This is a genomic window from Streptomyces spongiicola (assembly GCF_003122365.1).
Lineage (GTDB): Bacteria > Actinomycetota > Actinomycetes > Streptomycetales > Streptomycetaceae > Streptomyces > Streptomyces spongiicola.
Map to the genome: position 1 here is coordinate 6,905,837 of NZ_CP029254.1, position 19,706 is coordinate 6,925,542.

Here is a 19,706-nt window from a genome sequence, read left to right on the forward strand (position 1 = left end):
GGACGGCCGGGCCCGCGGACCGGAGCCGATGCCGGGCCCCGGACCGAGCAGACGCCGGGCCCCGCGAAGGGAGCCGGAGCCGGAGGGCCTGCCCCGGCGACCGGGGCCGAGGGCCGGGGCCGCGGACCGCCGTACGGACCGCGGGATACCGCGGGATACCGCGGCAGCGCGTCACCCGTACGGACCGGGCCCACCGGTCCCGTCGGGGAGCGGGCCGCAGGCTGGAGCAGTACCGAGCACCGGAGACGCTCCGGTTCCTACGGAGAGGGAGTGGGCATGGCCGGACGGTTCGAGGGGACGGTCGTCATCGACCGCCCGGTCGAAGAGGTCTTCGCGTTCCTGGCGGACGGCGGGAACGATCGCACATTCAGCCCCAGGGTGCAGGAGATGACGAAGACGACCGACGGTCCGACCGGCCTGGACACGGTCTATCGCAGCAAGGTCAGGGACGCGGGGATGACCACCTCCCGCGAGTTCCGCATCAGCGGGTTCGAGCCGCCGCACCGCATCCGCTGGACGGAGCTGTCGAAGAACCTGGTGACGGTCCCCGAAGGCGGGTACGACCTGGAGGCAGTCGACGCCGGGCGGACCAGGCTCACCGTGTTCAACACCCTGGAGGGCCACGGCCTGGGCAAACTGCTCGTCGGTTTCGCGCTGAGCGCTGCGCGCAAGGACGCGGACGCCTTCGCCCGGCGCATCAAGGCGGCGGTCGAGGCGTCCTGACCGCGGCGGCGTGCCGCGCCCGCGACGGTCATCACGGCCGCCGTGTGCCGCGCCCGCCGACTGCGCGCCTGCCGGCGTAATCCCGCCGCGATTCCGCCGCGATTCCGCCGCACGCGCAGGGCGGGCGTGCGGCGGTGCGGTGCGCCGGCGGGGCGCGACGGCCGGGAGCCCGCGAGGGCTGCATCTGTCCGAAGCGCATACGGCGCTGCCGGGGGCGTGCCGAGCGCGACGCCGGGGCCGGGGACCCGTTTCCACAGGCCGGCCCGCCCGCCCCGGGACGCCGTCCGGGCGCCTGCGGCGGGCGAAGCCGTACGCCGGTCGCGGCCGGCCGGGCCCATGAGCCGGACGGCGATCCAGAAGGACACGGCTCCCGTGCCGCTTCCGGCGGTCTCCGTCCCCCGCCTCTGCCGGTCGTCCCCCGCCTCTGCCGGTTCCCTCAGCCGCCCGCGGTGGACGGCGAGTCGAGCCGCAGCCGCAGTTGCTTCTCACCGTCCCCGGACACCGCGTGCTCCACCTCGACCGCGAAGCCCGTGGTCATGGCCCGCGCCAGCCGGTCCACCGCCGCGTACGAGCCCGACAGCTCCGCTCCCACCGGCGCGCGGAGTGCCGTCGCCGCCACGGGGCCGGCCGTGTCGGGCGATGCCACGTCATAGGTCGCCGACCAGATGGTGGGGTGGTCGCCCCGGCCCTCCCGGTGGGGGTGCTCCGCCGCGTCCCGGTCGCAGGGGTAGGCCGCGAGCAGCGCGGCGAAGACGGCGTCGGCGTCCTCGGGCGCGCCGGTGAGCTGCACCGATACTTCCTCGTGCCTGTCGATGACGGCCATGGTGATCCGCGTCCTCTCTCACACAGGGACGGTCCCACTCCAAGGTCGCACTTCCCGGCCCGGACGGCACGCGGCCGGGGCGGGGGCATCGCACGGCCGGGACGAGTGGGTGCGGTGCCCGGCCCGGACGGGACGAGCACCGTGGCTGTGGCTGTGGCTGTGGCTGGGCGCGGCGCGGCCGGAACGCGGGCGGCGCCCGAACGCCGGGTGCCGGGCCGGGGCGGTACGCCGTGCCCTGGCCGGACCGGGCCGTAAGCCCCGCACGGCCGGGCCATGTTTACGGCCGTGCCGTGGTGCCCCGTACCGGAGGCGCCGGCCGGAACCCCGACCGCCCGCGGGTACCCGCGGGCGGTCCGCCTCCGCCTCTGCCTTGAGCCTGCGTCTCACGCCTCTGCCTCACGCCTCTGCCTTGAGTCTGCGCCTTCAGTCTCGGCCTGATGCCTGTGCCTGTGCCTGTGCCCTCAGTCTCGGCCTGATGCCTGTGCCTGATGCCCCTTCTTCTCCGCCTCCGCCCCCTCCTCCGTGACCGCGCACCGCTCAGCCCGCGCTCGGCAGCTCCCCCGTCCGCGCCCACCGCAGCACGTCCTGCGCACCCCGGGTGTTGACCACACGCGACTCGGGCACCCCGCACTCCTCGGCCCGAGCGCATCCGTTGATCTGCCAGTCGAGCTGGCCCGGAGCGTGGGCGTCGCTGTCGATCGCGAAGAGCACGCCCGCCGCCACGGCGCGCCGCAGCAGCGGGCGCGGCGGATCGAGCCGGTCCGGGCGGCAGTTGATCTCCACCGCCGTGCCGGAGTCGGCGCAGGCCGCGAACACCTCGTCCGCGTCGAAGTCCGACTCCGGCCGTCCGCGGCCTCCGTCACGCCCCTTCAGCAGCCGTCCCGTGCAGTGCCCGAGGACGTCGACGAGCGGATCGGTCACCGCGGCGACCATCCGCCGGGTCATCGGCCGTGACTCCATCCGGAGCCGGGAGTGCACGGACGCCACCACCACGTCCAGCCGGTCGAGCAGTTCCGGCTCCTGGTCGAGCGAGCCGTCCGGCAGGATGTCGCACTCGATGCCGGTGAGCAGCCGGAACGGCCGCCAGGTCCGGTTGAGTTCGGCGACCACGTCCAGCTGCTCACGCAGCCGTTCCGGGCTGAGCCCTCGTGCGACCGTGAGCCTCGGGGAGTGGTCGGTGAGCACGGCCCACTCGTGCCCCAGAGCGACCGCGGCGCGCCCCATGGCCTGGATCGGGCTGCCGCCGTCGGACCAGTCCGAGTGCAGATGGCAGTCCCCGCGGAGCGCCGCGCGCAGCCGGGCCCCGGGAGCGTTCCCCTCGGCCCGCGCGCCCGCTTCCTCCTCCTGTTCCTCCTCCAGTTGCCGCAGATACGCCGGTACCCGGCCGGCCAGGGCCTCCCTGACGACCTGAGCGGTCCTGGGCCCGAGGCCCCGCACCGACTCCAGCGAGCCGGCCGCGGCCCGCTCGCCCACCTCGCGCTCGCCCAGGGCCGCGATCGCCGCCGACGCGGTACGGAAGGCGCGTACCCGGTACGTCGGGGCCTCGGACCGCTCGAGCAGGAAGGCGATCCGGTCCAGCGCCTCCACCGGGTCCATGGCCGGGTGCCGCCGGCCGGCGCCGCGGGAGCGGGGCCCGGGCGCCGCCCCCGGGGCCGGGCGGGCGCCCGGCGGCCTGTCGTCGGCCGTCATCGCACCGCCCTTCCTCGCCGGTCCCGTCCCTCCCATGGTGCTCCCGCCGTACGTCAGGAGCGACCGACGAACTTCCGCGCGAGTCTGTCGCCCAGCCGCACCGCGGCCCGGTGCGACTCGATGGGGGTGACCCTGGAGTCCCGGAACAGGATGTACGTCACTCCGGAGTTGACGCCGCCGGTGGTCGGATCGGGGTCTATGCCCAGTGCCCGGGCGGTGGCGTGCGACGCCTCGCCGATCAGGTCGGTCGGGCCGACGTCGCCGACCACCGCGTAGACGACCCGGTTGCGGTAGATCACGGCGGCGACGGTGCCGCCGCGGATGCGCGAGTAGTTGTAGTCCCAGACCCGGCTGATCGCCGGTACGACGATGAACGGCAGGTCGGCGGAGTCCAGCGGGTATCCCTCGGAGTCCCAGTAGGCGGTCTCGGGCTGCCAGTACTCGTCGGTGTCCGGGTTGCACTCCGGGCTGCCGAGGCCGTCGCAGTCGATGTCGAGGTCCGCCTTCCAGAAGACCACCGAGCTGGTGCCGCACACGGGTATGGACTCCTCCTGGTCCGCGTCGGAGCGGAACAGTCCGTCGGATATCCGTGTGCAGCTGCGGACCTTGGCGAGGAGTTCGCGCGCTGTCACGGAGCCCTCGTAGGTGGGACGGGCGGTGGCGGTGGCCGGCAGGGCGGCCGCGACGAGGAGTGCCGCGCCGGACAGGGCGACGGCCTTGGAGCAACGGGACACGGGCTGTTTCCTCCGGTTAGGGGCGCGGCCGCCTTCAGCGGCCGCCGCGTATGTGGTGGGCGAGCCGTTCCAGGAAGGTCCGCCGGCCCGGGACGAGCGGCTCCGCCGCGCGCTCCAGGGGGAACCGGCCGACCCGGTCGACCTCGGGGAACCCCGTCGGTACGCCGGACCGCGGCGGCCTCTGCATCGTGAGCGTGCCGGGCACCACCGAATGGGGCGTGAGCGTGCCGGGCACCACCGAACGGGGCGTGAGCGTGCCGGGCACCACCGAACGGGGATCGAGCGTGCCGGGCACCACCGAACGGGGATCGAGGTCGCCCTCGACCGCCCGGACGGTGACGGACCCGCCGCCCCCCTGACGGCTCTCACCGAGCGCGATGCGCCCGCCGTCCGAGGCGGGCAGCCCGAGTTCCTCCCCGGGCTCCCGCCGCGCCGCCGCCTCCGGCCGTTCCTCCGGGCCGTACCCGCCCTTGGGAACCGGCCACGCGACCTCGTCCCCGGCGGCCCGACAGGGGCCTCCCATGTGCCCGATCAGCACCTCGAGATCCGCCGCGGTGCCCCGGAACAGCAGGAGCCCGGCGCTTCGCTTGCCCGACATGCTGCCGAGTCTGCGGGGGGCCCACGGCCGTCGCCATCGGACCGAAGGGGTGCCGGCAGCGGGATGGACGGCCCTGCCCGGGCTCACCGCCGGTTCACTCCCGGGAGCGGCCGGGCCGGACGGCGTACGGGCGTCCGGTCCGGGAGGGCGGAGGCGCCTAGCCCAGGAGAGTGTTCAGGTCCACGCTGTCGCCGGCCGGGGGAGTCGCGGTCGGGACCGGCTTGTCGTAGTCCGAGAAGTCCACGGTCGCCTTCGTCGCGCCGGCACTCGCCACCACCAGGCGCACCGGATGGGGCTCGCCCTCGGCGGCGACGTACAGAGTGATCGTCCGGCCTGCCGGAGTGCCCGTCACCGGGATGGCCCCGACGCCGTCGACCTCCGTCTTCTCGCCCTTGGTGAGAGGGATGGCGCCGATGGGGACGTCGGTGAGCCGGTCGACGAACGTGTCCAGGTCGCAGACCCGGGCGATGCCCCGGAGCAGGCCGGTGTCGGTGGTGCCGCGCAGATAGCGGTCCCCGACGAGTCCCCTGACCGCTTCGCCGCCGCCGGGCACCTGGTTCTTCCAGAACGCGGCGTCCGGCTTCATCCACACCGTCTCACCGCGTTTGATGATCTCCACGGAGCCCTCGCCGCCCACGCCGACCGTCCCGGCGCAGTTGCCCGAGCGGTCGAGGGCGAGGTCCAGCTCGATCGGAGAGCCCGGCTCCCGCAGGTCGCCCTCGCCGGTGATGCGCACCGACTCCGCGTCGAGCAGGGCCTCGCGGGCCTTTTCGGCGATCTGCCGGGCCGTGAGCGTCTCGATGTCGTCGCCCGCGTACGCGCTGCCGCCCGACGCGAGGGCGACCGCGAGGAGAGCCGCGAACAGCGCCGGCGTCCAGGTCCGGTGGTGTGCGCTCACGATCGCCTCCCGGGAAGCGCGCCCGGTGGATGGTCCGCCGTTGCCGAGCCTACGCCGAGGGGGCTCCCGTCGCCCGTTCGGGTGAGGCGCCGGAAGGGCTGCGGCGGTCCCGGGCCGGCCCGTGACGCGGCCGGCGGTCGGGTGCCGCCGCCCGGAAGCGTCGCGTTGCGGCGCCGCTCCGGGCGCGGCAGGGTCGTAGGTGCGGCCGAAGGCCGAAGGAGGACACCGCCATGGCCATCGCCAGTGTGAATCCCGCGACCGGCGAAACGCTCAAGACCTTCGAAGCCAACGGCCCCGGGGAGGTCGAGAGCCGCCTGGCCGCCGCCCACGCGACCTTCCGCGTTTACCGCACGACGTCCTTCCCGGAGCGTTCCCGGTGCCTGAGGCGGGCCGCGGCGCTGCTGGAGGAGGACCGGGAGGACATCGCCCGCACCATGACGAGCGAGATGGGCAAGCCGCTGGTGGCGGCCAGGGCCGAGGCGGCCAAGTGCGTCAAGGCGATGCGCTGGTACGCCGAGCACGCCGAGGAACTGCTCGCCGACGAGCACCCGTCGGACGGCGACGTGAGGGACTCGGGCGCCTCCGGCGTCACCGTCCGCTACCGCCCGCTGGGCGTGGTGCTCGCCGTGATGCCCTGGAACTTCCCGCTCTGGCAGGTCGTGCGGTTCGCCGCACCCGCGCTGATGGCGGGCAACACCGGACTGCTCAAGCACGCGTCGAACGTCCCGCAGACCGCTCTCTACCTGGGAGACCTCTTCCACCGGGCCGGCTTCCCCGACGGCTGCTTCCAGACCCTGCTGGTCGGTGCGGGGGCGATCGAGGGCGTGCTGCGCGATCCGCGGGTGGCCGCGGCGACGCTCACCGGCAGCGAGCCGGCGGGGCGCTCCGTCGCCTCGATCGCCGGCGACGAGGTCAAGAAGACCGTTCTGGAACTCGGCGGCAGCGACCCGTACGTGGTCATGCCGTCCGCCGACGTGGACCGGGCCGCGCGGATCGCGGTCACCGCCCGGGTCCAGAACAACGGGCAGTCGTGCATCGCGGCCAAGCGCTTCATCGTCCACGAGGACGTCCACGACGCCTTCACCGAGCGCTTCACCGCACGGATGGAGGCGCTCGCCGTCGGCGATCCGATGGACGAGTCCACCGACGTCGGACCGCTGGCCACCGAGCGGGGCCGCGCCGACCTGGAGGAGCTGGTCGACGACGCCGTACGGCGCGGGGCGCGGGCGCTGTGCGGCGCCGGCCGCCCCGAGGACCGGCCGGCCGGGTGGTACTACCTGCCGACGGTCCTCACGGAAGTCACCCCGAAGATGCGGATCCACCACGAGGAGGCCTTCGGCCCCGTCGCGACCGTCTACCGCGTCGCCGATCTCGACGAGGCCGTGGCGGTCGCCAACGACTCGCCCTTCGGGCTGAGTTCGAACATCTGGACAAGGGACGCGGGCGACATGGAGCGCTTCGTCCGGGACATGGAGGCGGGCGGGATCTTCTTCAACGGGATGACCGCCTCCCATCCGGCGATGCCCTTCGGCGGGGTGAAGCGGTCCGGCTACGGGCGTGAGCTGTCCGGCCACGGGATCAGGGAGTTCTGCAACATCACGACCGTCTGGACCGCCGCCTGAGGAGGGCGGCCGCGCCCGGTGCGGGGCGCGGGCCCGGGTCTGCGCCGTGGATGCGGGAGGCCCCGCCGTCCGCTCAGGGCCCGCCCGGTCCGGGTGGATGCGCGGTCGCCGGGCCGCGGCGGCGGTCCGGGCTGAGGGGTCGGGGGTGAGGGGTGAGGGGTGAGCAGGCGGGGCCGAGGGGCCGGGGGTGAGGGGTGAGGGGTGAGCAGGCGGGGCCGAGGGGCCGGGGGGGGGTGAGGGGTGAGCAGGCGGGGCCGAGGGGCCGGGGGGGGGTGAGGGGGGAGCAGGCGGGGCCGAGGGGCCGGGGGGGGGTGAGGGGTGAGCAGGCGGGGCCGAGGGGCCGGGGGGGGGTGAGGGGTGAGCAGGCGGGGCCGAGGGGCCGGGGGGGGGTGAGGGGTGAGCAGGCGGGGCCGAGGGGCCGGGGCGCGGCTCAGCGGCAGCCGGCGAAGCCGTCGAGCGCGGCCAGCACCTCCTCGTCCGCCGCATCGCTGCCCAGGTGTCCCGCGTCGCCGGCCGTCACCAGCCGGGCGTCCGGCCATCCCCGGCACAGTTCCCAGGCGGTGTCCGGAGGACTGGACAGATCGAGCCTGCCGTGCACCAGCACCCCGGGGATCCCGGTGAGCAGTGGCGCGTTCCGCAGCAGCACGCCCTCCTCCAGCCACGCCCCGTGCGCGAAGTAGTGCGAGGCGATCCGGACGAGCGCGATCCGGGCAGCCGAGGGGCGGTCGGAGTAGACCCCGGACGGGCCGTAGGGCTCCAGCGAGACGACGGCGTCCTCCCAGGCGCACCAGTCCTGAGCGGCCTTCGTCCGTGTCTTCGGGTCCGGGTCGTTCATCCTGCGCGCGTACGCGGCGACCGGGTCGCCGTCCCGTCCGGCCTCCGGGACCCCGGCCAGGAAGCGGTCCCACTGCTCGGGGAAGAACCGCGCCACGCCCCGGTAGAGCCAGTCGATCTCCGAACGGCGGGTCGTCGTCACCCCGTTGACGACGATCTCCGACACCCGCTCCGGATGGCGCTGGGCGTAGGCGAGCAGCAGCGTCGATCCCCAGGAGCCCCCGTACAGCAGCCAGCGGTCGATGCCCAGGAGCTCCCGCAGACGCTCCATGTCGGCCAGCAGGTGCCCGGTCGTGTTGGTCGCCAGGTCGGCGCGGGGGTCGCTCGCGTGCGGGGTGCTGCGGCCGCAGCCGCGCTGGTCGAACAGGACGATCCGGTAGCGCTCAGGGTCGAACCGGCGCCGGGCACCGGGTTTGCACCCCGTTCCCGGGCCGCCGTGCACCACCAGGGCGGGCTTGCCCTCGGGATTGCCGCAGACCTCCCAGTACACGTGGTGGCCGTCGCCGGTGTCGAGCATGCCCTGCCGGTAGGGCTCGATGGGCGGGTACAGCGTGGGCATGACGGCTCCTCAGATCTCGAGCGGTGACGAGTGGTGACGAGTGGTGGCCCGCCCCGCACCGGGCGCGCCCGGGTACGGCTCCGGGGGAGCGGGAGGCTCCGCCGGGGGCGAACCGGCCACGCTAGCCGCCGGATGCACCGCGTTCCCAGCGGTTTTCCGGCCGGGCGGCGAACCGGCCACGCTAGCCGCCGGATGCACCGCGTTCCCAGCGGTTTTCCGGCCGGGCGAGGAGGGCCGCCGGGAGCGCCGTGCCCACCCGCCGCGGTGCCCTCGGAGCGGGCGACGACGCCGGGACGCCGTCGCCGACGCCGTCACCGTCGCGCGGGGTGGGGAGCCCGCGACGGGCGTACGGGCACCGGTGGCCGGTGGCCGGTGGACCCGGCCCCACGCTCCCGGTTCACCGTGGTCGTGGCGGCGGTCGGTCGATACGGCTCCGGGTGCTCGACGCGCCGGGGTCGGGGCCGTGTTCGGCGGGCGCCGTTCCGGTGGTGCCCGCGGTGCCCGGCGCCGCGGCGGGGCCGTCGTCACCGCCGGGCCGGTCGCGGGTGGCGATCAGGGACCAGGTGATGGAGACGGTGATCGTGGCGGCGATGACTCCCAGGGTGAGGGGGATGGGCAGCTTGCCTACGGGCGTCTCGGACAGGATCAGCTTGACCCCGGCGAAGGCGAGCAGCACCGCCAGGCCGTAGTGCAGGTACCGGAAGCGGCGCAGCAGTCCGGCGAGGCAGAAGTACAGGCTGCGCAGGCCCAGGACGGCGAACGCGTTGGCGGTCCACACCAGGAAGGTGTTGGTGGTGATCGCCAGGATCGCGGCGACGGAGTCGACGGCGAAGACCAGGTCGGTGGCCTCGATCGCGACGAGGACCACGAACAGCAGGGTCGCCACCCGCCGGCCGTCGACGCGGGTGAAGAACCTGTCCCCGTGGAACCGGGCGTCGGTCGGGACGACCTTCCTGACGAGGCGGACGACGGGGTTGCGGTCGGGATGGACCTCCTCGTCCTTGGACGCGGCCATCTTCCAGCCGGTCCAGATCAGGAACGCGCCGAAGAGGTAGGCGGTCCAGAAGAACACCCGCAGCAGCTCCGCGCCGACGAAGATGAACACCAGGCGGGCCGCCAGGGCTCCGATGACGCCCCAGAAGAGGACCTTGTGCTGGTAGGCGTCCGGTACGGCGAAGAAGGAGAAGACCAGCGCGAAGACGAAGACGTTGTCGACCGACAGCGCCTTCTCGATCAGGTAGCCGGCGTAGTAGGTGGTGGCGACGTCGCCGTCCTGCCACACGAGCAGGACCAGGCCGAAGCCCAGACCGGCGGCGATCCAGACGCCGCTCCAGACCGCGGCCTCGCGGAAGCCGATCACGTGGTTGTCGCGGTGGGCGAGCAGGTCGACGGCCAGCATCGCACCGATGCCGAGGGTCACCGCCGCCCACACCCACAGCGGAACCGGGAACGACAGGTCGCTCATACGGATACGGCTTCCTCGTCGTGGTGGCGGAAGCGGCCCGGCCGGGGAGCGCGTGCGGTGGCCGGGCAGCCGGGGGCCGGACGGGCGGTCATCGAGCGGTGTGAAGCGCCCGGGGCGCCGGGGGGACGGCGTGCACGGAGGGCCCGCCGCGCAGCGCGGCCGCCTCGATCAGGCTGCGGGCGTCCAGCCCCGCCGGGCCGTTGCGGGAGGCGAGTACCACCGGCGAGTGGTGGCGAGCGGCCAGGACGAGCAGACCGGTCGCCGCCCGCAGTCTGCCGCCCGGTGCGTCAGGGCCGGGGTGGACGGCCGGGATGTATCCGACCCGGGCGCGGCCGATGCACGGCAGCACCCGGCCGAGTACCGCCCGGGCCGCCGCGCCGTCCGGCCGGACGTCTCGCTCCGGGGCGGGGGAGTACGGCAGTACGGCGACGAGCAGCAGTGGCACGCCGTGTGCGGCGGCCATGCGGGCGGCGGCGTCCGCGACGGCGACGTCGTCGAGCCGGTCGGTCAGCACGGCGGTCACCGGCCGCGGAAGTGACGCGGGGAACGCCGCCGGAAACGCCGCGGGGAAGGACCCGGGGAAGGACCCGAAGGACCCGGGGAGGTGGGGACTGCCCGGCGCGGGGGCACCGGGCGTCCGGTGGCGCGTCGGCGGGAGGTTCACGGCCATCACCCCTTCGGGGTAGGTGGTGCGACACCTCCAGGGTCACCCGAAAAGCTATGAGCGTCAATGTTTACGCGAAAAGATTTTCGTCAATTTGGGTTCAGGTGAGAGGGTAGGGTGGACCCCATGAGCGCCTCCCCGGCCCGCGGTGGCACCTGGACGTTCCTGACCAACCACGCTCGCGTCCTGCTCTGCCTGGCCGGCGATCCCGAAGCCCGGCTGCGCGACGTCGCGGCCGCGATCGGCATCACCGAGCGCGCCGTCCAGCTCATCGTCGCCGACCTGGAGAGCGCCGGATACCTCACCCGGACCCGCGTCGGACGCCGCAACCGCTACGCCATCGACGCCACCCTTGCGCTGCGCCACCCCCATGAGGCCGGCCACCCCGTCGGCGACCTGCTCAACACCTTCCTCCACCGCGAGAACACCCAGGAGCCCCGGACCGCGCCCTGAGGGCCGGGGAGCGCCGCCCGCAGCCGGCCTGCCGCGGGCACCCGCCGCCGGGCGGCGGGCGCCGGGCACCCGCCGCCCGGCCGGTTCAGCCCGCGGTCTCCGCCCGCATCGGCGGTGCCGCGGGCGGCCGGACCACGGGGCCGAACAGCACCGCCCTCGCCATCCTCGGGGCGAACAGGGCGCTCAGGGGAGTGGTGAGCGTCAGCACGGAGCGGAAGACCGGGCCGACGAGCAGCGGATCGCCCGCGTACCGCCGCTGGACGCGGTCCAGGTACCAGCCGACCGGGCCGTCCGCGGCCCGGGAGCTGACGGCGTTCCCCACCGCCCCCGGCATGGCCCGGTCGGCACCCGCGGAGATGTCCCACGCCTGGCGCGAGGCGTCGAAGAGCGCCCGCTGCACCCGGAGGGTCGTCGGCCTGCGACGCGGGCAGGCCAGGGCGTCGCGCAGCGCGACGGCGCTCATCGCGGCGACCGACATGCCCTGCCCGTAGATCGGGTTGAAGGTGCACAGCGCGTCGCCGGTGGCGAGGAACCCGGCGGGGCGCCGGCCCGGACGGTCGTATCTGCGCCGCAGGTTGGCCGTCGACCGGAAGCCGTACGCCGGGGTCCGCGGTTCGGCGGTGCGCAGCCACTCGTGCACCAGCGGGTGGGGCAGGCGCGCGGCGAAGGCGGTGAACCCCGCGTCGTCCGTGGGCGGTTCCTGGCCGCGGAGACCGGCGAGCGCCACGAGATGGCTGCCGTCCTCCAGCGGGAGCACCCCGCCCGCGTACGTCTGCGAGGGGTTCGGGTAGAACCAGTACGCCAGGGCCTCCGTGCCGAGGTGGGCGCCGGCGTCGCGGTAGACGCGCGAGGCGTACGCCTGGCCGGTGTCGATGGACTCCTCCTGCGGCGGCTCCGCGCCGAGGGCGGCCAGCCACCGCGGGGCGCGCGAGCCCCGCCCGGAGGCGTCCACGACCAGGTCGGCCGCGAGCGTCCGCTGCCGGTGTCCCGAGGCGCCGCCGCCCCCGGTGCCGTTCGTGCCGCCGCGCTCCCGCAGCAGCACACCCCGCACCCGGAGGGCGTCGCCGGTGAGCCCGACGGCCTCCGTGGACTCCACGGTCCTGATCGCCGGATCGGCCAGCACACGCCTGCGCACCAGATGCTCGAGCTGGGCGCGGGAACCGGTGTGGATATGGGTCGTCGGGGCGGTCCGCCGGATCCAGCCGCCGCTCCACGCCACCATGTCCTCGGGCATGCCCACCCGGGGTGCCCCGGCCGCCCGCAGCTCGGCCGTGAACCCGGGCAGCAGGGAGTCGAGCGCCAGCCGGCCGCTCTCCAGCAGTACATGGGCGTGCCTGCTCTGCGGGACTCCGGGACGAGGCTCCGGGCCGTCCGGGATCCGGTCGCGCTCCACGACGGTCACCCGGTCGGCGTGGCCGGCCAGCACGTGCGCCGCGAGCAGGCCGGCGAGGCTCCCCCCGATCACGACGGCGTGCCGCCCGTCCCCGTGCGGCCGCCGGCCGCCTTCTTTCCGCGCGTGGTCCGCCATGTCCGCCCCTCGTGGTCGGCGAGTCCTGCTACGGCCGACCAGTATCCCCGCGGCGGGAGGCGAGGTTCACCGGCCGTGAGCCGCGGGTGCCGGATGTGGTAGGGCGTGCTGCGAGGGCGACTCCGTCCGCGCACAGGGCGGGGGACTCCCGCGGCCCGCCCCGAGGGGCTTCGCCCGGGGACGGGCGGCCCGGGCGCGGCGGCGCCACTGCGCCGGTCCACGGCCGTCCCCGCGCCGGTCCACGGCCGTCCCCGCGCCGGTCCACGGCCGTCCTCGCGCCGGTCCACGGCCGTCCTCGCGCCGGTCCACGGCCGTCCCCGCGCGGGTCCACGGCCGTCCTCGCGCGGGAGGACGGGCGCCCCCGCGCGGGGGGACGGGCGGCCCGGGCGCGGCGGCGCCTACCGCGGCCGAGGACCCGGCGGCGGCCCCCCGATCTCCGCCAGCGCCTCCGTGAGCCAGCCGATCCAGAACCGCTCCAGCTCGATCCCGCCGCGCAGCACCACGTGCCGCAGGCGGTCCCCGGCCGCGTCCCGCTCCGGCGGGAAGTGGCGCCGCTGGATGTCCTCGTACTCCGCCAACTGCCTGCGGTGCCAGTCGAGATGCCGGTCCAGTTCCGCCTCGAGCCCCTCCGTTCCCACCACCGCCGCCGCGCGCAGCCGGAGCAGCAGCGCGTCCCGGACCGGTCTGGGGTCCTCGCTCCTGCCCACCCAGCCGGCCAGTTCCGCGCGGCCGGCCGGCAGCACCTCGTACTCCTTCCGCCTTCCCCTGGCCGGCTGGGCGGAGGACAGGGCGCGGATCAGCCCCGCCTCCTCCAGCTTCCCCAGTTCGCGGTAGATCTGCTGGTGCGTCGCCGACCAGAAGTAGCCGATGGACCGGTCGAAGCGGCGGGTCAGCTCCAGGCCCGAGGACGGCTTCTCGAGCAGGGCGGTGAGGATGGCGTGCGGGAGGGACATGACCGGCATCCTAGGGAGGCGGCGTCAGATCCCGGCCGCCAGCCGGGTGCCCTGGTCGATGGCGCGTTTGGCGTCCAGCTCGGCGGCCACGTCGGCGCCGCCGATGAGGTGCACGGTGCGGCCCGCGGCGGCCAGTTCCTCGTACAGGCCGCGCCTCGGCTCCTGGCCGGTGCACAGCACCACGGTGTCCACGGGGATCGTCCTCGCCGTGCCGTCCACCGTGATGTGCAGGCCCTCGTCGTCGATCCGGTCGTACGCCGCCCCCGCGACCATCGTGACGCCGCGGTGCCTGAGTTCCGCGCGGTGGATCCAGCCCGTCGTCTTGCCGAGTCCCGCGCCGACCTTGGACGCCTTGCGCTGGAGGAGGTGCACGGTGCGCGGCGGCCTCGGCCGCTCCGGGGCACGCAGCCCGCCCCGCTCGGCGTAGCCGGTGTCCACGCCCCACTGCCGGAAGTACGTCTCCGCGTCGAGACTCGCGCCCTCGCCGCCGTCGGTGAGGAACTCCGCCACGTCGAAGCCGATCCCGCCGGCGCCGACGACGGCCACCCGCTCGCCGACCTCCGCGCCGTCCCGCAGCACGTCGAGGTAGCCGACGACGCTGGGGTGGTCGACGCCCTCGATGTCGGGGACGCGCGGCGTGACCCCGGTCGCGACCACGATCTCGTCGTACCCGGTCAGCAGCTCCGGCGTGGCGAAGGTCCCGAGCCGGACCTCCACCCCGCGCAGCTCCAGCTGGGTGCGGAAGTAGCGCAGCGTCTCCTCGAACTCCTCCTTGCCCGGGATGCGCTTGGCGATGTTGAGCTGCCCGCCGATCTCGTCGGCGGCGTCGAACAGCGTCACCGCGTGGCCGCGTTCGGCCGCCGCGACCGCGAACGCCAGGCCGGCCGGGCCGGCTCCGACCACGGCCAGCCGCTTGCGCAGCCGGGTGGGGGAGAGGACCAGCTCGGTCTCGTGGCAGGCCCGCGGGTTGACCAGGCAGGAGGTGATCCGGCCGCTGAAGGTGTGGTCCAGGCACGCCTGGTTGCAGCCGATGCAGGTGTTGATCGCCTCGGCGCGGTCCTCGCGGGCCTTGGCGACGAAGTCGGGGTCGGCGAGGAAGGGCCGCGCCATGGACACCATGTCCGCGCGGCCCTCGGCGAGCACCCGCTCCGCGACCTCGGGGGTGTTGATCCGGTTGCTGGTGACCAGGGGTACGGACACCGCGCCCATCAGCTTCTCGGTCACCCAGGTGTACGCGGCGCGCGGCACCGAGGTCGCGATGGTCGGGATCCGGGCCTCGTGCCAGCCGATGCCGGTGTTGATGACGGTCGCGCCGGCGGCCTCGATCTCCTTGGCGAGCGCGACGACCTCGTCGAGCGAGGAGCCGCCGGGCACGAGGTCGAGCATCGACAGCCGGTAGACGATGATGAAGTCGTCGCCGACGTGCTCGCGGGTGCGGCGGACGATCTCGCGGGGGAAGCGGGTCCGGTTCGCGTAGGAGCCGCCCCAGCGGTCGTCCCGGTGGTTGGTGGCGCTCGCGATGAACTCGTTGACGAGGTAGCCCTCGGAGCCCATGATCTCGACGCCGTCGTACCCCGCGGCCTTCGCCAGCCCGGCCGCGCGGACATAGTCCTCGACGGTCTGCTCGACCTCCTCGTCGGTGAGGGCGTGGGGGACGAACGGGCTGATGGGGGCCTGCAGCGCGCTCGGCGCCACCAGCTCCCGATGGTAGGCGTAGCGGCCGAAGTGCAGGATCTGCATGGCGATCCGGCCGCCCTCCGCGTGCACCGCGGCGGTGACCGTGCGGTGCTGCGCGGCCTCCTCCTCGGTGGTGAGTTTGGCGCCGCCCTCGTACGGGCGCCCCGCGTCGTTGGGGGCGATGCCGCCGGTGACGATCAGCCCGACGCCTCCCCGGGCGCGCTCGGCGTAGAAGGCGGCCATGCGCTCGAAGCCGTTCTCGGCCTCTTCGAGACCGATGTGCATGGAGCCCATGAGCACCCGGTTGGGGAGTGTGGTGAAGCCGAGGTCGAGCGGGCTGAGCAGATGCGGGTACGGGGTCGGGGTCATCGGGGCGCCTCCTCGCGCGATAAGCGTCGACCCCTTTTGTAGACGCCGGAGACCTCGTTATGCAACTAGTTGCACAACGAGGTCCGGGTGAGATGCGCTACGCCGGTGCCGCCCAGCGGCCCAGTTCCTCCGGGGTCCGCGGACCCGGACTGCCCGACTCCAGCAGCCCGCGGGCCCGCAGCACCTCCTCGGCCGCCATCGCCCACGGCCGCCGCAGCCGGGCCCCCTCCAGCAGCCCCCGGTCCGCCAGCAGCTCCGCCACCGGCCCGGTCCGCAGCCCGGCCGGGGACAGCACGGCCGCGTCGTCGGCCCAGCGCAGCGCCAGGTCCACGTCGTGCGTGGCCATCACCACGGTCGTGCCGGACTCCCCGAGCCGCTCCAGCACCGCCAGCAGCCTCTCCTGGCCGTGCGGGTCGAGCCCGGCCGTCGGCTCGTCCAGGACCAGCACCCGCGGCCGCATCGCCACCGCGCCCGCGATCGCGGCCCGTTTCCGCTGCCCGTACGACAGCAGATGCGTCGGACGGTCCGCGAGCGCCGCGATGTCCAGCGCGTCGAGCGCCCCGGCCACCCGGGCCCGCACCTCCGGCTCCGGCAGCCCCAGGTTCATCGGCCCGAACGACACGTCCTGGGCCACGGAGGCGGCGAACAACTGGTCGTCCGGGTCCTGCACCACCAGCTGCACGGTCGTCCGGAGCCGGGTGAGCCCTGCGCGGTCGTACGCCACCGGCTCGCCGTCCAGCAGCAGCCGCCCCTCACCGCAGCGCAGCCCGCCGCTCAGCAGCCGCATCAGGGTCGTCTTCCCGCTCCCGTTGCGGCCCAGCAGCGCCAGGCACCGCCCGCCGGCCACGGCGAGGTCGACACCGCGCAGCACCGGCGGGCCGTCCGGGTAGGAGAACCCGGCGCCGGCCAGTTCCACCACGGGGACCGCGCCCCCGCGAGCGTGCGCGTCCACGGAACCGCTCACAGCACGGACCTTTCCAGTACGAGGGTGACGGCGACGAGTCCCGCGAGCAGCCCCGCGGTCGCCGCCAGGAAGCGCACGGACACCGCCGCCGGCGGCACCAGGACCCGCAGCGTCCCGTCGTAGCCCCGCCCGGCGAGCCCCGTCTGCAACCGCTGCGCCCGGTCGAAGGCGCGCACGAACGCCGTGGCGGCGAGCCCCGCGAGGGACCGCCAGGCCGCCGCCCGGGTGGTGTGGCCGAGCCGGGCGGCCTGCGCCTGGCGGATCCGGTGCACCGCGTCCAGCAGCAGGAACGCGATGCGGTACATCACGAGCGCCACGTCCACGACCGGCCCCGGCACCCCGGCCCGGGCCAGCCGGGGCAGCAGGTCGGACATCGGCGTGGTGAACGCGAACAGCAGCACCCCGAGCGAGGCCGCCGACGTCCGCAGCAGCAGCCGGGCCGCGTGCGGGGGCCCGTCGGGGGCGAGCGCCACGAAGCCGTCCGGGCCGCCCACCGCGAACAGCAGCGGAACCGCGCCCGTGACGCAGAACCCCAGCGGGATGCGCCACGCCCGCCACAGCCGCCGGGGCGCCACCCCGGCGGGCCCGAGCAGCACCGCGACCGCGGCCGCCGCCACCAGGACGGCACCCGGCCACGGCGGCAGCGCGACGGCGCAGACCGTCAGGCCCAGGCCGAGCGCCGCCTTCTCGCCCGGATGGCGGCCGCGCCAGCGGCTGCCGTGCGCCGCCGCGTCGATCGGCAGCATCGGGGACTACGCGCCCGCGCCGGCGGAATCGGCCGCACCGGCGGCGGGCGTCCGGGCGTCCCGCGCGGCCGCCACCCGGGCCCCGCCCTGCCGGCGGCCCCTGCGCAACCCGAAGTAGTACGCGAGGACACCCGCGCCCAGAGCGGCCTGGAGGGCGAACAGGGCCGACTCGACCTCCCCGGACGGCGGCTCGTACAACGGGGCGAACCAGGGCTCGTAGTCCGGGGCGATCTCCGTGATCGCGGCCTCCGCCTCACCGTCGGCGCCGGCGAAGGGCTCCTCCTTGTGGTCGCCCAGACCCAGCGCCAGCGGCAGCACGGCCAGCGCGGCCACGATCGCCAGCAGCAGTGTGTTGATCTTCGCGTTGCGGCTCATCGGACCGCGGCCTCCTTCTCCGCCCCGCCCTGGAGGAGCACCCCGAGCCGGGTCAGCTCGCCCTTGCTGGACCGCACCAGCAGCCGCATCACCAGGACGGTCAGCAGGCCCTCGCTGACCGCCAGCGGCACCTGGGTGACCGCGAAGATGCCGCCGAACTTGGCCAGGGCGCCCACCACACCGCTGCCCGGGTCGGGGAACGCCAGCGCAAGCTGCACGCTGGTGACGCAGTACGTGGACAGGTCGGCGGTGAACGCACCGGAGAACACCGCCACCATCAGCGGCGCCCCGGACCGCCGCAGCAGCACGTACACCCCGAACCCGGCCCAGGGCCCCACGACCGCCAGCGAGAAGACGTTCGCGCCGAGCGTGGTCAGGCCCCCGTGGGCCAGCAGCAGCGCCTGGAAGAGCAGGGTGATCGTGCCGAGCACCGCCATGATCGGCGGCCGGAACAGTATCGCGCCCAGTCCGGTGCCGGTCGGATGGGAGCAACTGCCCGTCACCGAAGGGATCTTGAGCGCCGACAGTACGAAGGTGAAGGCGCCGGCCGCGCCGAGCAGCAGCGTGGACTCGGGGTTCGCCCTGACCTCGCGGGTCAGCGCCCGTACGCCGTGGATCACGAAGGGGGCGGACGCGGCGGCCCAGGCGGCCGCGTGCACAGGGGGCAGATAGCCCTCGGCTATATGCATGGGTAGGGAGACCTCTCCAGCACCTCGTGGATGGACAACGCGCCCCGGCCGGTCTCCTGGCTGACGGGTCATGCCGCCCGGGCTCCGCCTTCCCGGACACCGCGGTCTCCCGCGGCCGTCCAGTGGCTTCCTCGCGGAGAGAGCCGGACTTCCCGATCACAGTGGCGAGGGCCGCACCGGTACTCCACCGGTTTCCCGTTCACCAAGGCCCTGCGACACTAGTGCGTTGACCAGGTGCATCACAAGCCGCGTACGGATGCGTACGGTCACACCTTGCGGTAGCCGTACGCCTCCTCCGCCGCCGTCACCACCGCGTCCAGATCCGCTCCGGCGGACGCCGTGACCACCGCCGCGACGGCCCCCTCGACGAACGGCGCGTCCACGAGCCTGGTGCCCTCCGGGAGTTCGTCCCCCTCGGCCAGCAGCGCCTTCACCGTCAGCACCGCGCTGCCGATGTCCACCAGCACGGCCACCCCCGCCCCCCGGTCCACCTCGCGCGCGGCGCGGGCGGTCGAGTCCGCACTGGTGCCGAGGCCGCCGTCCGCGGTGCCGCCGGCCGCCGCCACCGGCACCCCGTCGCCCGAGCCGGCCAGCCTCCGGGCGAGATCGGCGACCGCCGCGGCGACCTGCGCGCTGTGCGAGACGAGGACGATCCCCACCACACCGGTCATCGCGCGGCCTCCTCGAGGGCGCCGACCAGCAGGGCGGAGGACGCCGCCCCCGGATCCCGGTGCCCGACGCTGCGTTCGCCCAGATAGCTCGCGCGGCCCTTGCGGGCCAGCATCGGCACGGTCGCGGCCGCACCGTCCTCCGCGGCCGCGCGCGCAGCCGCGAAGGACTCGTCCAGCGCCGCCGCCGCCGGCTCCAGCGCGTCCAGCATCGTCTTGTCCCCGGCCTTCGCGCCGCCGAGCCGGGCCACCGCCGCGATCCCCGCGCGCAGCGCCTCGGCGAGCTGCGCCCGCGACACCCCGGCCTCGTCGCCGAGCGCCTTGCCGGCACGCCGCAGCAGCGTCCCGTACAGCGGCCCCGAAGCCCCGCCGACCGTGGAGATCAGCCGGCGCCCCGCCAGCGTCAGTACGGCACCCGGAGTGTCCGGCGCGTCCTTCTCCAGCGCGGCCGCCACCGCCGTGAAACCCCGCCGCATATTGGTCCCGTGGTCGGCGTCCCCGATCGCGGCGTCCAACTCGGTGAGCCGCGCGGCCTCCCGGTCCACCGCCCGCGCGAGGGCGTTCATCCAGCGGAGGAAGAACTCCGCGTCGAGCACCGCGTCTGCGTCCGCTTCTCGTGGCACGTCGGCTCCCTTGTGCACGTCGGCTCCCTTGTGCGCGTCGTCGCGGCCCGCG

General features: G+C 74.9%; 20 protein-coding genes and 1 riboswitch. Of the genes, 3 read left to right on the forward strand and 17 right to left on the reverse strand.

Features of this window, described 5'->3' with window-relative positions:
- Nucleotides 1–276: 276 nt before the first annotated feature.
- Entirely contained in the window at nt 277–723 is a 447-nt protein-coding gene (locus DDQ41_RS30010; protein ID WP_109297277.1) for an SRPBCC family protein, read from the forward strand.
- A gap of 436 nt (nt 724–1,159) precedes the next feature.
- Here DDQ41_RS30010 and DDQ41_RS30015 read toward each other — a convergent pair whose 3' ends face one another.
- The 5 genes from DDQ41_RS30015 to DDQ41_RS30035 all read right to left on the reverse strand — a co-directional run bounded on the left by DDQ41_RS30015 (nt 1,160) and on the right by DDQ41_RS30035 (nt 5,465).
- A complete protein-coding gene (locus DDQ41_RS30015; protein ID WP_109297278.1) occupies nt 1,160–1,546 on the reverse strand; it encodes a hypothetical protein in 387 nt (128 codons plus the stop codon).
- Between the two features lie 537 nt (nt 1,547–2,083).
- Nucleotides 2,084–3,142, reverse strand: a complete 1,059-nt coding sequence (locus DDQ41_RS30020; protein ID WP_109298015.1) for a PHP domain-containing protein — start codon at nt 3,140–3,142, stop codon at nt 2,084–2,086.
- Between the two features lie 146 nt (nt 3,143–3,288).
- Nucleotides 3,289–3,969, reverse strand: coding sequence for a glycoside hydrolase family 75 protein (locus DDQ41_RS30025; protein WP_109297279.1), 681 nt, complete (start codon nt 3,967–3,969; stop codon nt 3,289–3,291).
- Between the two features lie 34 nt (nt 3,970–4,003).
- Entirely contained in the window at nt 4,004–4,567 is a 564-nt protein-coding gene (locus tag DDQ41_RS30030) for an NUDIX domain-containing protein (protein ID WP_109297280.1), read from the reverse strand.
- A 157-nt stretch (nt 4,568–4,724) separates the two neighbouring features.
- Nucleotides 4,725–5,465: a LolA-like protein gene (locus DDQ41_RS30035; RefSeq protein ID WP_109297281.1), complete on the reverse strand. Its 741-nt coding sequence runs from the start codon at nt 5,463–5,465 to the stop codon at nt 4,725–4,727.
- A gap of 230 nt (nt 5,466–5,695) precedes the next feature.
- Between DDQ41_RS30035 and DDQ41_RS30040 the strand changes: the two genes are divergently transcribed.
- Complete coding sequence (locus tag DDQ41_RS30040) at nt 5,696–7,087, forward strand: NADP-dependent succinic semialdehyde dehydrogenase (RefSeq protein ID WP_109297282.1); 1,392 nt, start codon at nt 5,696–5,698, stop codon at nt 7,085–7,087.
- Between the two features lie 430 nt (nt 7,088–7,517).
- On the opposite strand, the gene pip is transcribed toward DDQ41_RS30040, so the two are convergent.
- The 3 genes from pip to DDQ41_RS30055 form a co-directional block, all read right to left on the reverse strand.
- Entirely contained in the window at nt 7,518–8,480 is a 963-nt protein-coding gene (gene pip, locus DDQ41_RS30045) for a prolyl aminopeptidase (protein WP_109297283.1), read from the reverse strand.
- 397 nt (nt 8,481–8,877) lie between these two features.
- Nucleotides 8,878–9,945 carry a TerC family protein gene (locus DDQ41_RS30050; RefSeq protein ID WP_109297284.1) on the reverse strand — a complete coding sequence of 356 codons (1,068 nt, stop codon included), beginning with the start codon at nt 9,943–9,945 and terminating at the stop codon, nt 8,878–8,880.
- A gap of 88 nt (nt 9,946–10,033) precedes the next feature.
- Entirely contained in the window at nt 10,034–10,468 is a 435-nt protein-coding gene (locus DDQ41_RS30055; RefSeq protein ID WP_262508621.1) for a universal stress protein, read from the reverse strand.
- Nucleotides 10,469–10,735: 267 nt separating this feature from the next.
- Here DDQ41_RS30055 and DDQ41_RS30060 point away from each other — a divergent pair, with 267 nt between their 5' ends.
- On the forward strand, nt 10,736–11,062 hold the full coding sequence (locus tag DDQ41_RS30060; protein WP_109297285.1) for a helix-turn-helix transcriptional regulator: 327 nt from the start codon (nt 10,736–10,738) through the stop codon (nt 11,060–11,062).
- A gap of 85 nt (nt 11,063–11,147) precedes the next feature.
- On the opposite strand, the gene DDQ41_RS30065 is transcribed toward DDQ41_RS30060, so the two are convergent.
- The 9 genes from DDQ41_RS30065 to dhaL form a co-directional block, all read right to left on the reverse strand.
- The gene (locus DDQ41_RS30065) at nt 11,148–12,590 is read right to left on the reverse strand and encodes an FAD-dependent oxidoreductase (RefSeq protein ID WP_109297286.1); all 1,443 of its coding nucleotides are present in this window, start codon (nt 12,588–12,590) and stop codon (nt 11,148–11,150) included.
- 398 nt (nt 12,591–12,988) lie between these two features.
- Nucleotides 12,989–13,543 carry a PadR family transcriptional regulator gene (locus DDQ41_RS30070; protein ID WP_109298017.1) on the reverse strand — a complete coding sequence of 185 codons (555 nt, stop codon included), beginning with the start codon at nt 13,541–13,543 and terminating at the stop codon, nt 12,989–12,991.
- Between the two features lie 24 nt (nt 13,544–13,567).
- Nucleotides 13,568–15,589: an oxidoreductase gene (locus tag DDQ41_RS30075; protein WP_109297287.1), complete on the reverse strand. Its 2,022-nt coding sequence runs from the start codon at nt 15,587–15,589 to the stop codon at nt 13,568–13,570.
- Nucleotides 15,590–15,686: 97 nt separating this feature from the next.
- A complete protein-coding gene (locus DDQ41_RS30080; RefSeq protein WP_109297288.1) occupies nt 15,687–16,553 on the reverse strand; it encodes an energy-coupling factor ABC transporter ATP-binding protein in 867 nt (288 codons plus the stop codon).
- Nucleotides 16,550–17,299, reverse strand: a complete 750-nt coding sequence (cbiQ, locus tag DDQ41_RS30085; protein ID WP_109297289.1) for a cobalt ECF transporter T component CbiQ — start codon at nt 17,297–17,299, stop codon at nt 16,550–16,552. The genes DDQ41_RS30080 and cbiQ overlap by 4 nt, the downstream gene beginning before the upstream one ends.
- A 6-nt stretch (nt 17,300–17,305) precedes the next feature.
- Nucleotides 17,306–17,674: an energy-coupling factor ABC transporter substrate-binding protein gene (locus DDQ41_RS30090; RefSeq protein WP_109297290.1), complete on the reverse strand. Its 369-nt coding sequence runs from the start codon at nt 17,672–17,674 to the stop codon at nt 17,306–17,308.
- Nucleotides 17,671–18,363: an energy-coupling factor ABC transporter permease gene (locus tag DDQ41_RS30095; RefSeq protein WP_109297291.1), complete on the reverse strand. Its 693-nt coding sequence runs from the start codon at nt 18,361–18,363 to the stop codon at nt 17,671–17,673. Before DDQ41_RS30095 ends, DDQ41_RS30090 begins: the two co-directional genes overlap by 4 nt.
- 29 nt (nt 18,364–18,392) lie before the next feature.
- Nucleotides 18,393–18,612, reverse strand: a riboswitch (cobalamin riboswitch).
- A gap of 17 nt (nt 18,613–18,629) precedes the next feature.
- Nucleotides 18,630–19,034, reverse strand: a complete 405-nt coding sequence (gene dhaM, locus DDQ41_RS30100; protein WP_109297292.1) for a dihydroxyacetone kinase phosphoryl donor subunit DhaM — start codon at nt 19,032–19,034, stop codon at nt 18,630–18,632.
- Nucleotides 19,031–19,627, reverse strand: coding sequence for a dihydroxyacetone kinase subunit DhaL (dhaL, locus tag DDQ41_RS30105; protein ID WP_172607596.1), 597 nt, complete (start codon nt 19,625–19,627; stop codon nt 19,031–19,033). The genes dhaM and dhaL overlap by 4 nt, the downstream gene beginning before the upstream one ends.
- Between the last annotated feature and the right edge of the window lie 79 nt (nt 19,628–19,706).

What these genes read in the sequence shown, in the direction of transcription:
- DDQ41_RS30065 (WP_109297286.1), bottom strand. Translation starts at nt 12,590, where the DNA reads ATGGCGGACCACGCGCGGAAAGAAGGCGGCCGGCGGCCGCACGGGGAC.
- DDQ41_RS30015 (WP_109297278.1), bottom strand. Translation starts at nt 1,546, where the DNA reads ATGGCCGTCATCGACAGGCACGAGGAAGTATCGGTGCAGCTCACCGGC.
- DDQ41_RS30020 (WP_109298015.1), bottom strand. Translation starts at nt 3,142, where the DNA reads ATGGACCCGGTGGAGGCGCTGGACCGGATCGCCTTCCTGCTCGAGCGG.
- dhaM (WP_109297292.1), bottom strand. Translation starts at nt 19,034, where the DNA reads ATGACCGGTGTGGTGGGGATCGTCCTCGTCTCGCACAGCGCGCAGGTC.
- DDQ41_RS30090 (WP_109297290.1), bottom strand. Translation starts at nt 17,674, where the DNA reads ATGAGCCGCAACGCGAAGATCAACACACTGCTGCTGGCGATCGTGGCC.
- DDQ41_RS30070 (WP_109298017.1), bottom strand. Translation starts at nt 13,543, where the DNA reads ATGTCCCTCCCGCACGCCATCCTCACCGCCCTGCTCGAGAAGCCGTCC.
- DDQ41_RS30075 (WP_109297287.1), bottom strand. Translation starts at nt 15,589, where the DNA reads ATGACCCCGACCCCGTACCCGCATCTGCTCAGCCCGCTCGACCTCGGC.
- pip (WP_109297283.1), bottom strand. Translation starts at nt 8,480, where the DNA reads ATGCCCACGCTGTACCCGCCCATCGAGCCCTACCGGCAGGGCATGCTC.
- DDQ41_RS30040 (WP_109297282.1), top strand. Translation starts at nt 5,696, where the DNA reads ATGGCCATCGCCAGTGTGAATCCCGCGACCGGCGAAACGCTCAAGACC.
- DDQ41_RS30095 (WP_109297291.1), bottom strand. Translation starts at nt 18,363, where the DNA reads ATGCATATAGCCGAGGGCTATCTGCCCCCTGTGCACGCGGCCGCCTGG.
- DDQ41_RS30060 (WP_109297285.1), top strand. Translation starts at nt 10,736, where the DNA reads ATGAGCGCCTCCCCGGCCCGCGGTGGCACCTGGACGTTCCTGACCAAC.
- cbiQ (WP_109297289.1), bottom strand. Translation starts at nt 17,299, where the DNA reads ATGCTGCCGATCGACGCGGCGGCGCACGGCAGCCGCTGGCGCGGCCGC.
- DDQ41_RS30030 (WP_109297280.1), bottom strand. Translation starts at nt 4,567, where the DNA reads ATGTCGGGCAAGCGAAGCGCCGGGCTCCTGCTGTTCCGGGGCACCGCG.
- DDQ41_RS30010 (WP_109297277.1), top strand. Translation starts at nt 277, where the DNA reads ATGGCCGGACGGTTCGAGGGGACGGTCGTCATCGACCGCCCGGTCGAA.
- DDQ41_RS30050 (WP_109297284.1), bottom strand. Translation starts at nt 9,945, where the DNA reads ATGAGCGACCTGTCGTTCCCGGTTCCGCTGTGGGTGTGGGCGGCGGTG.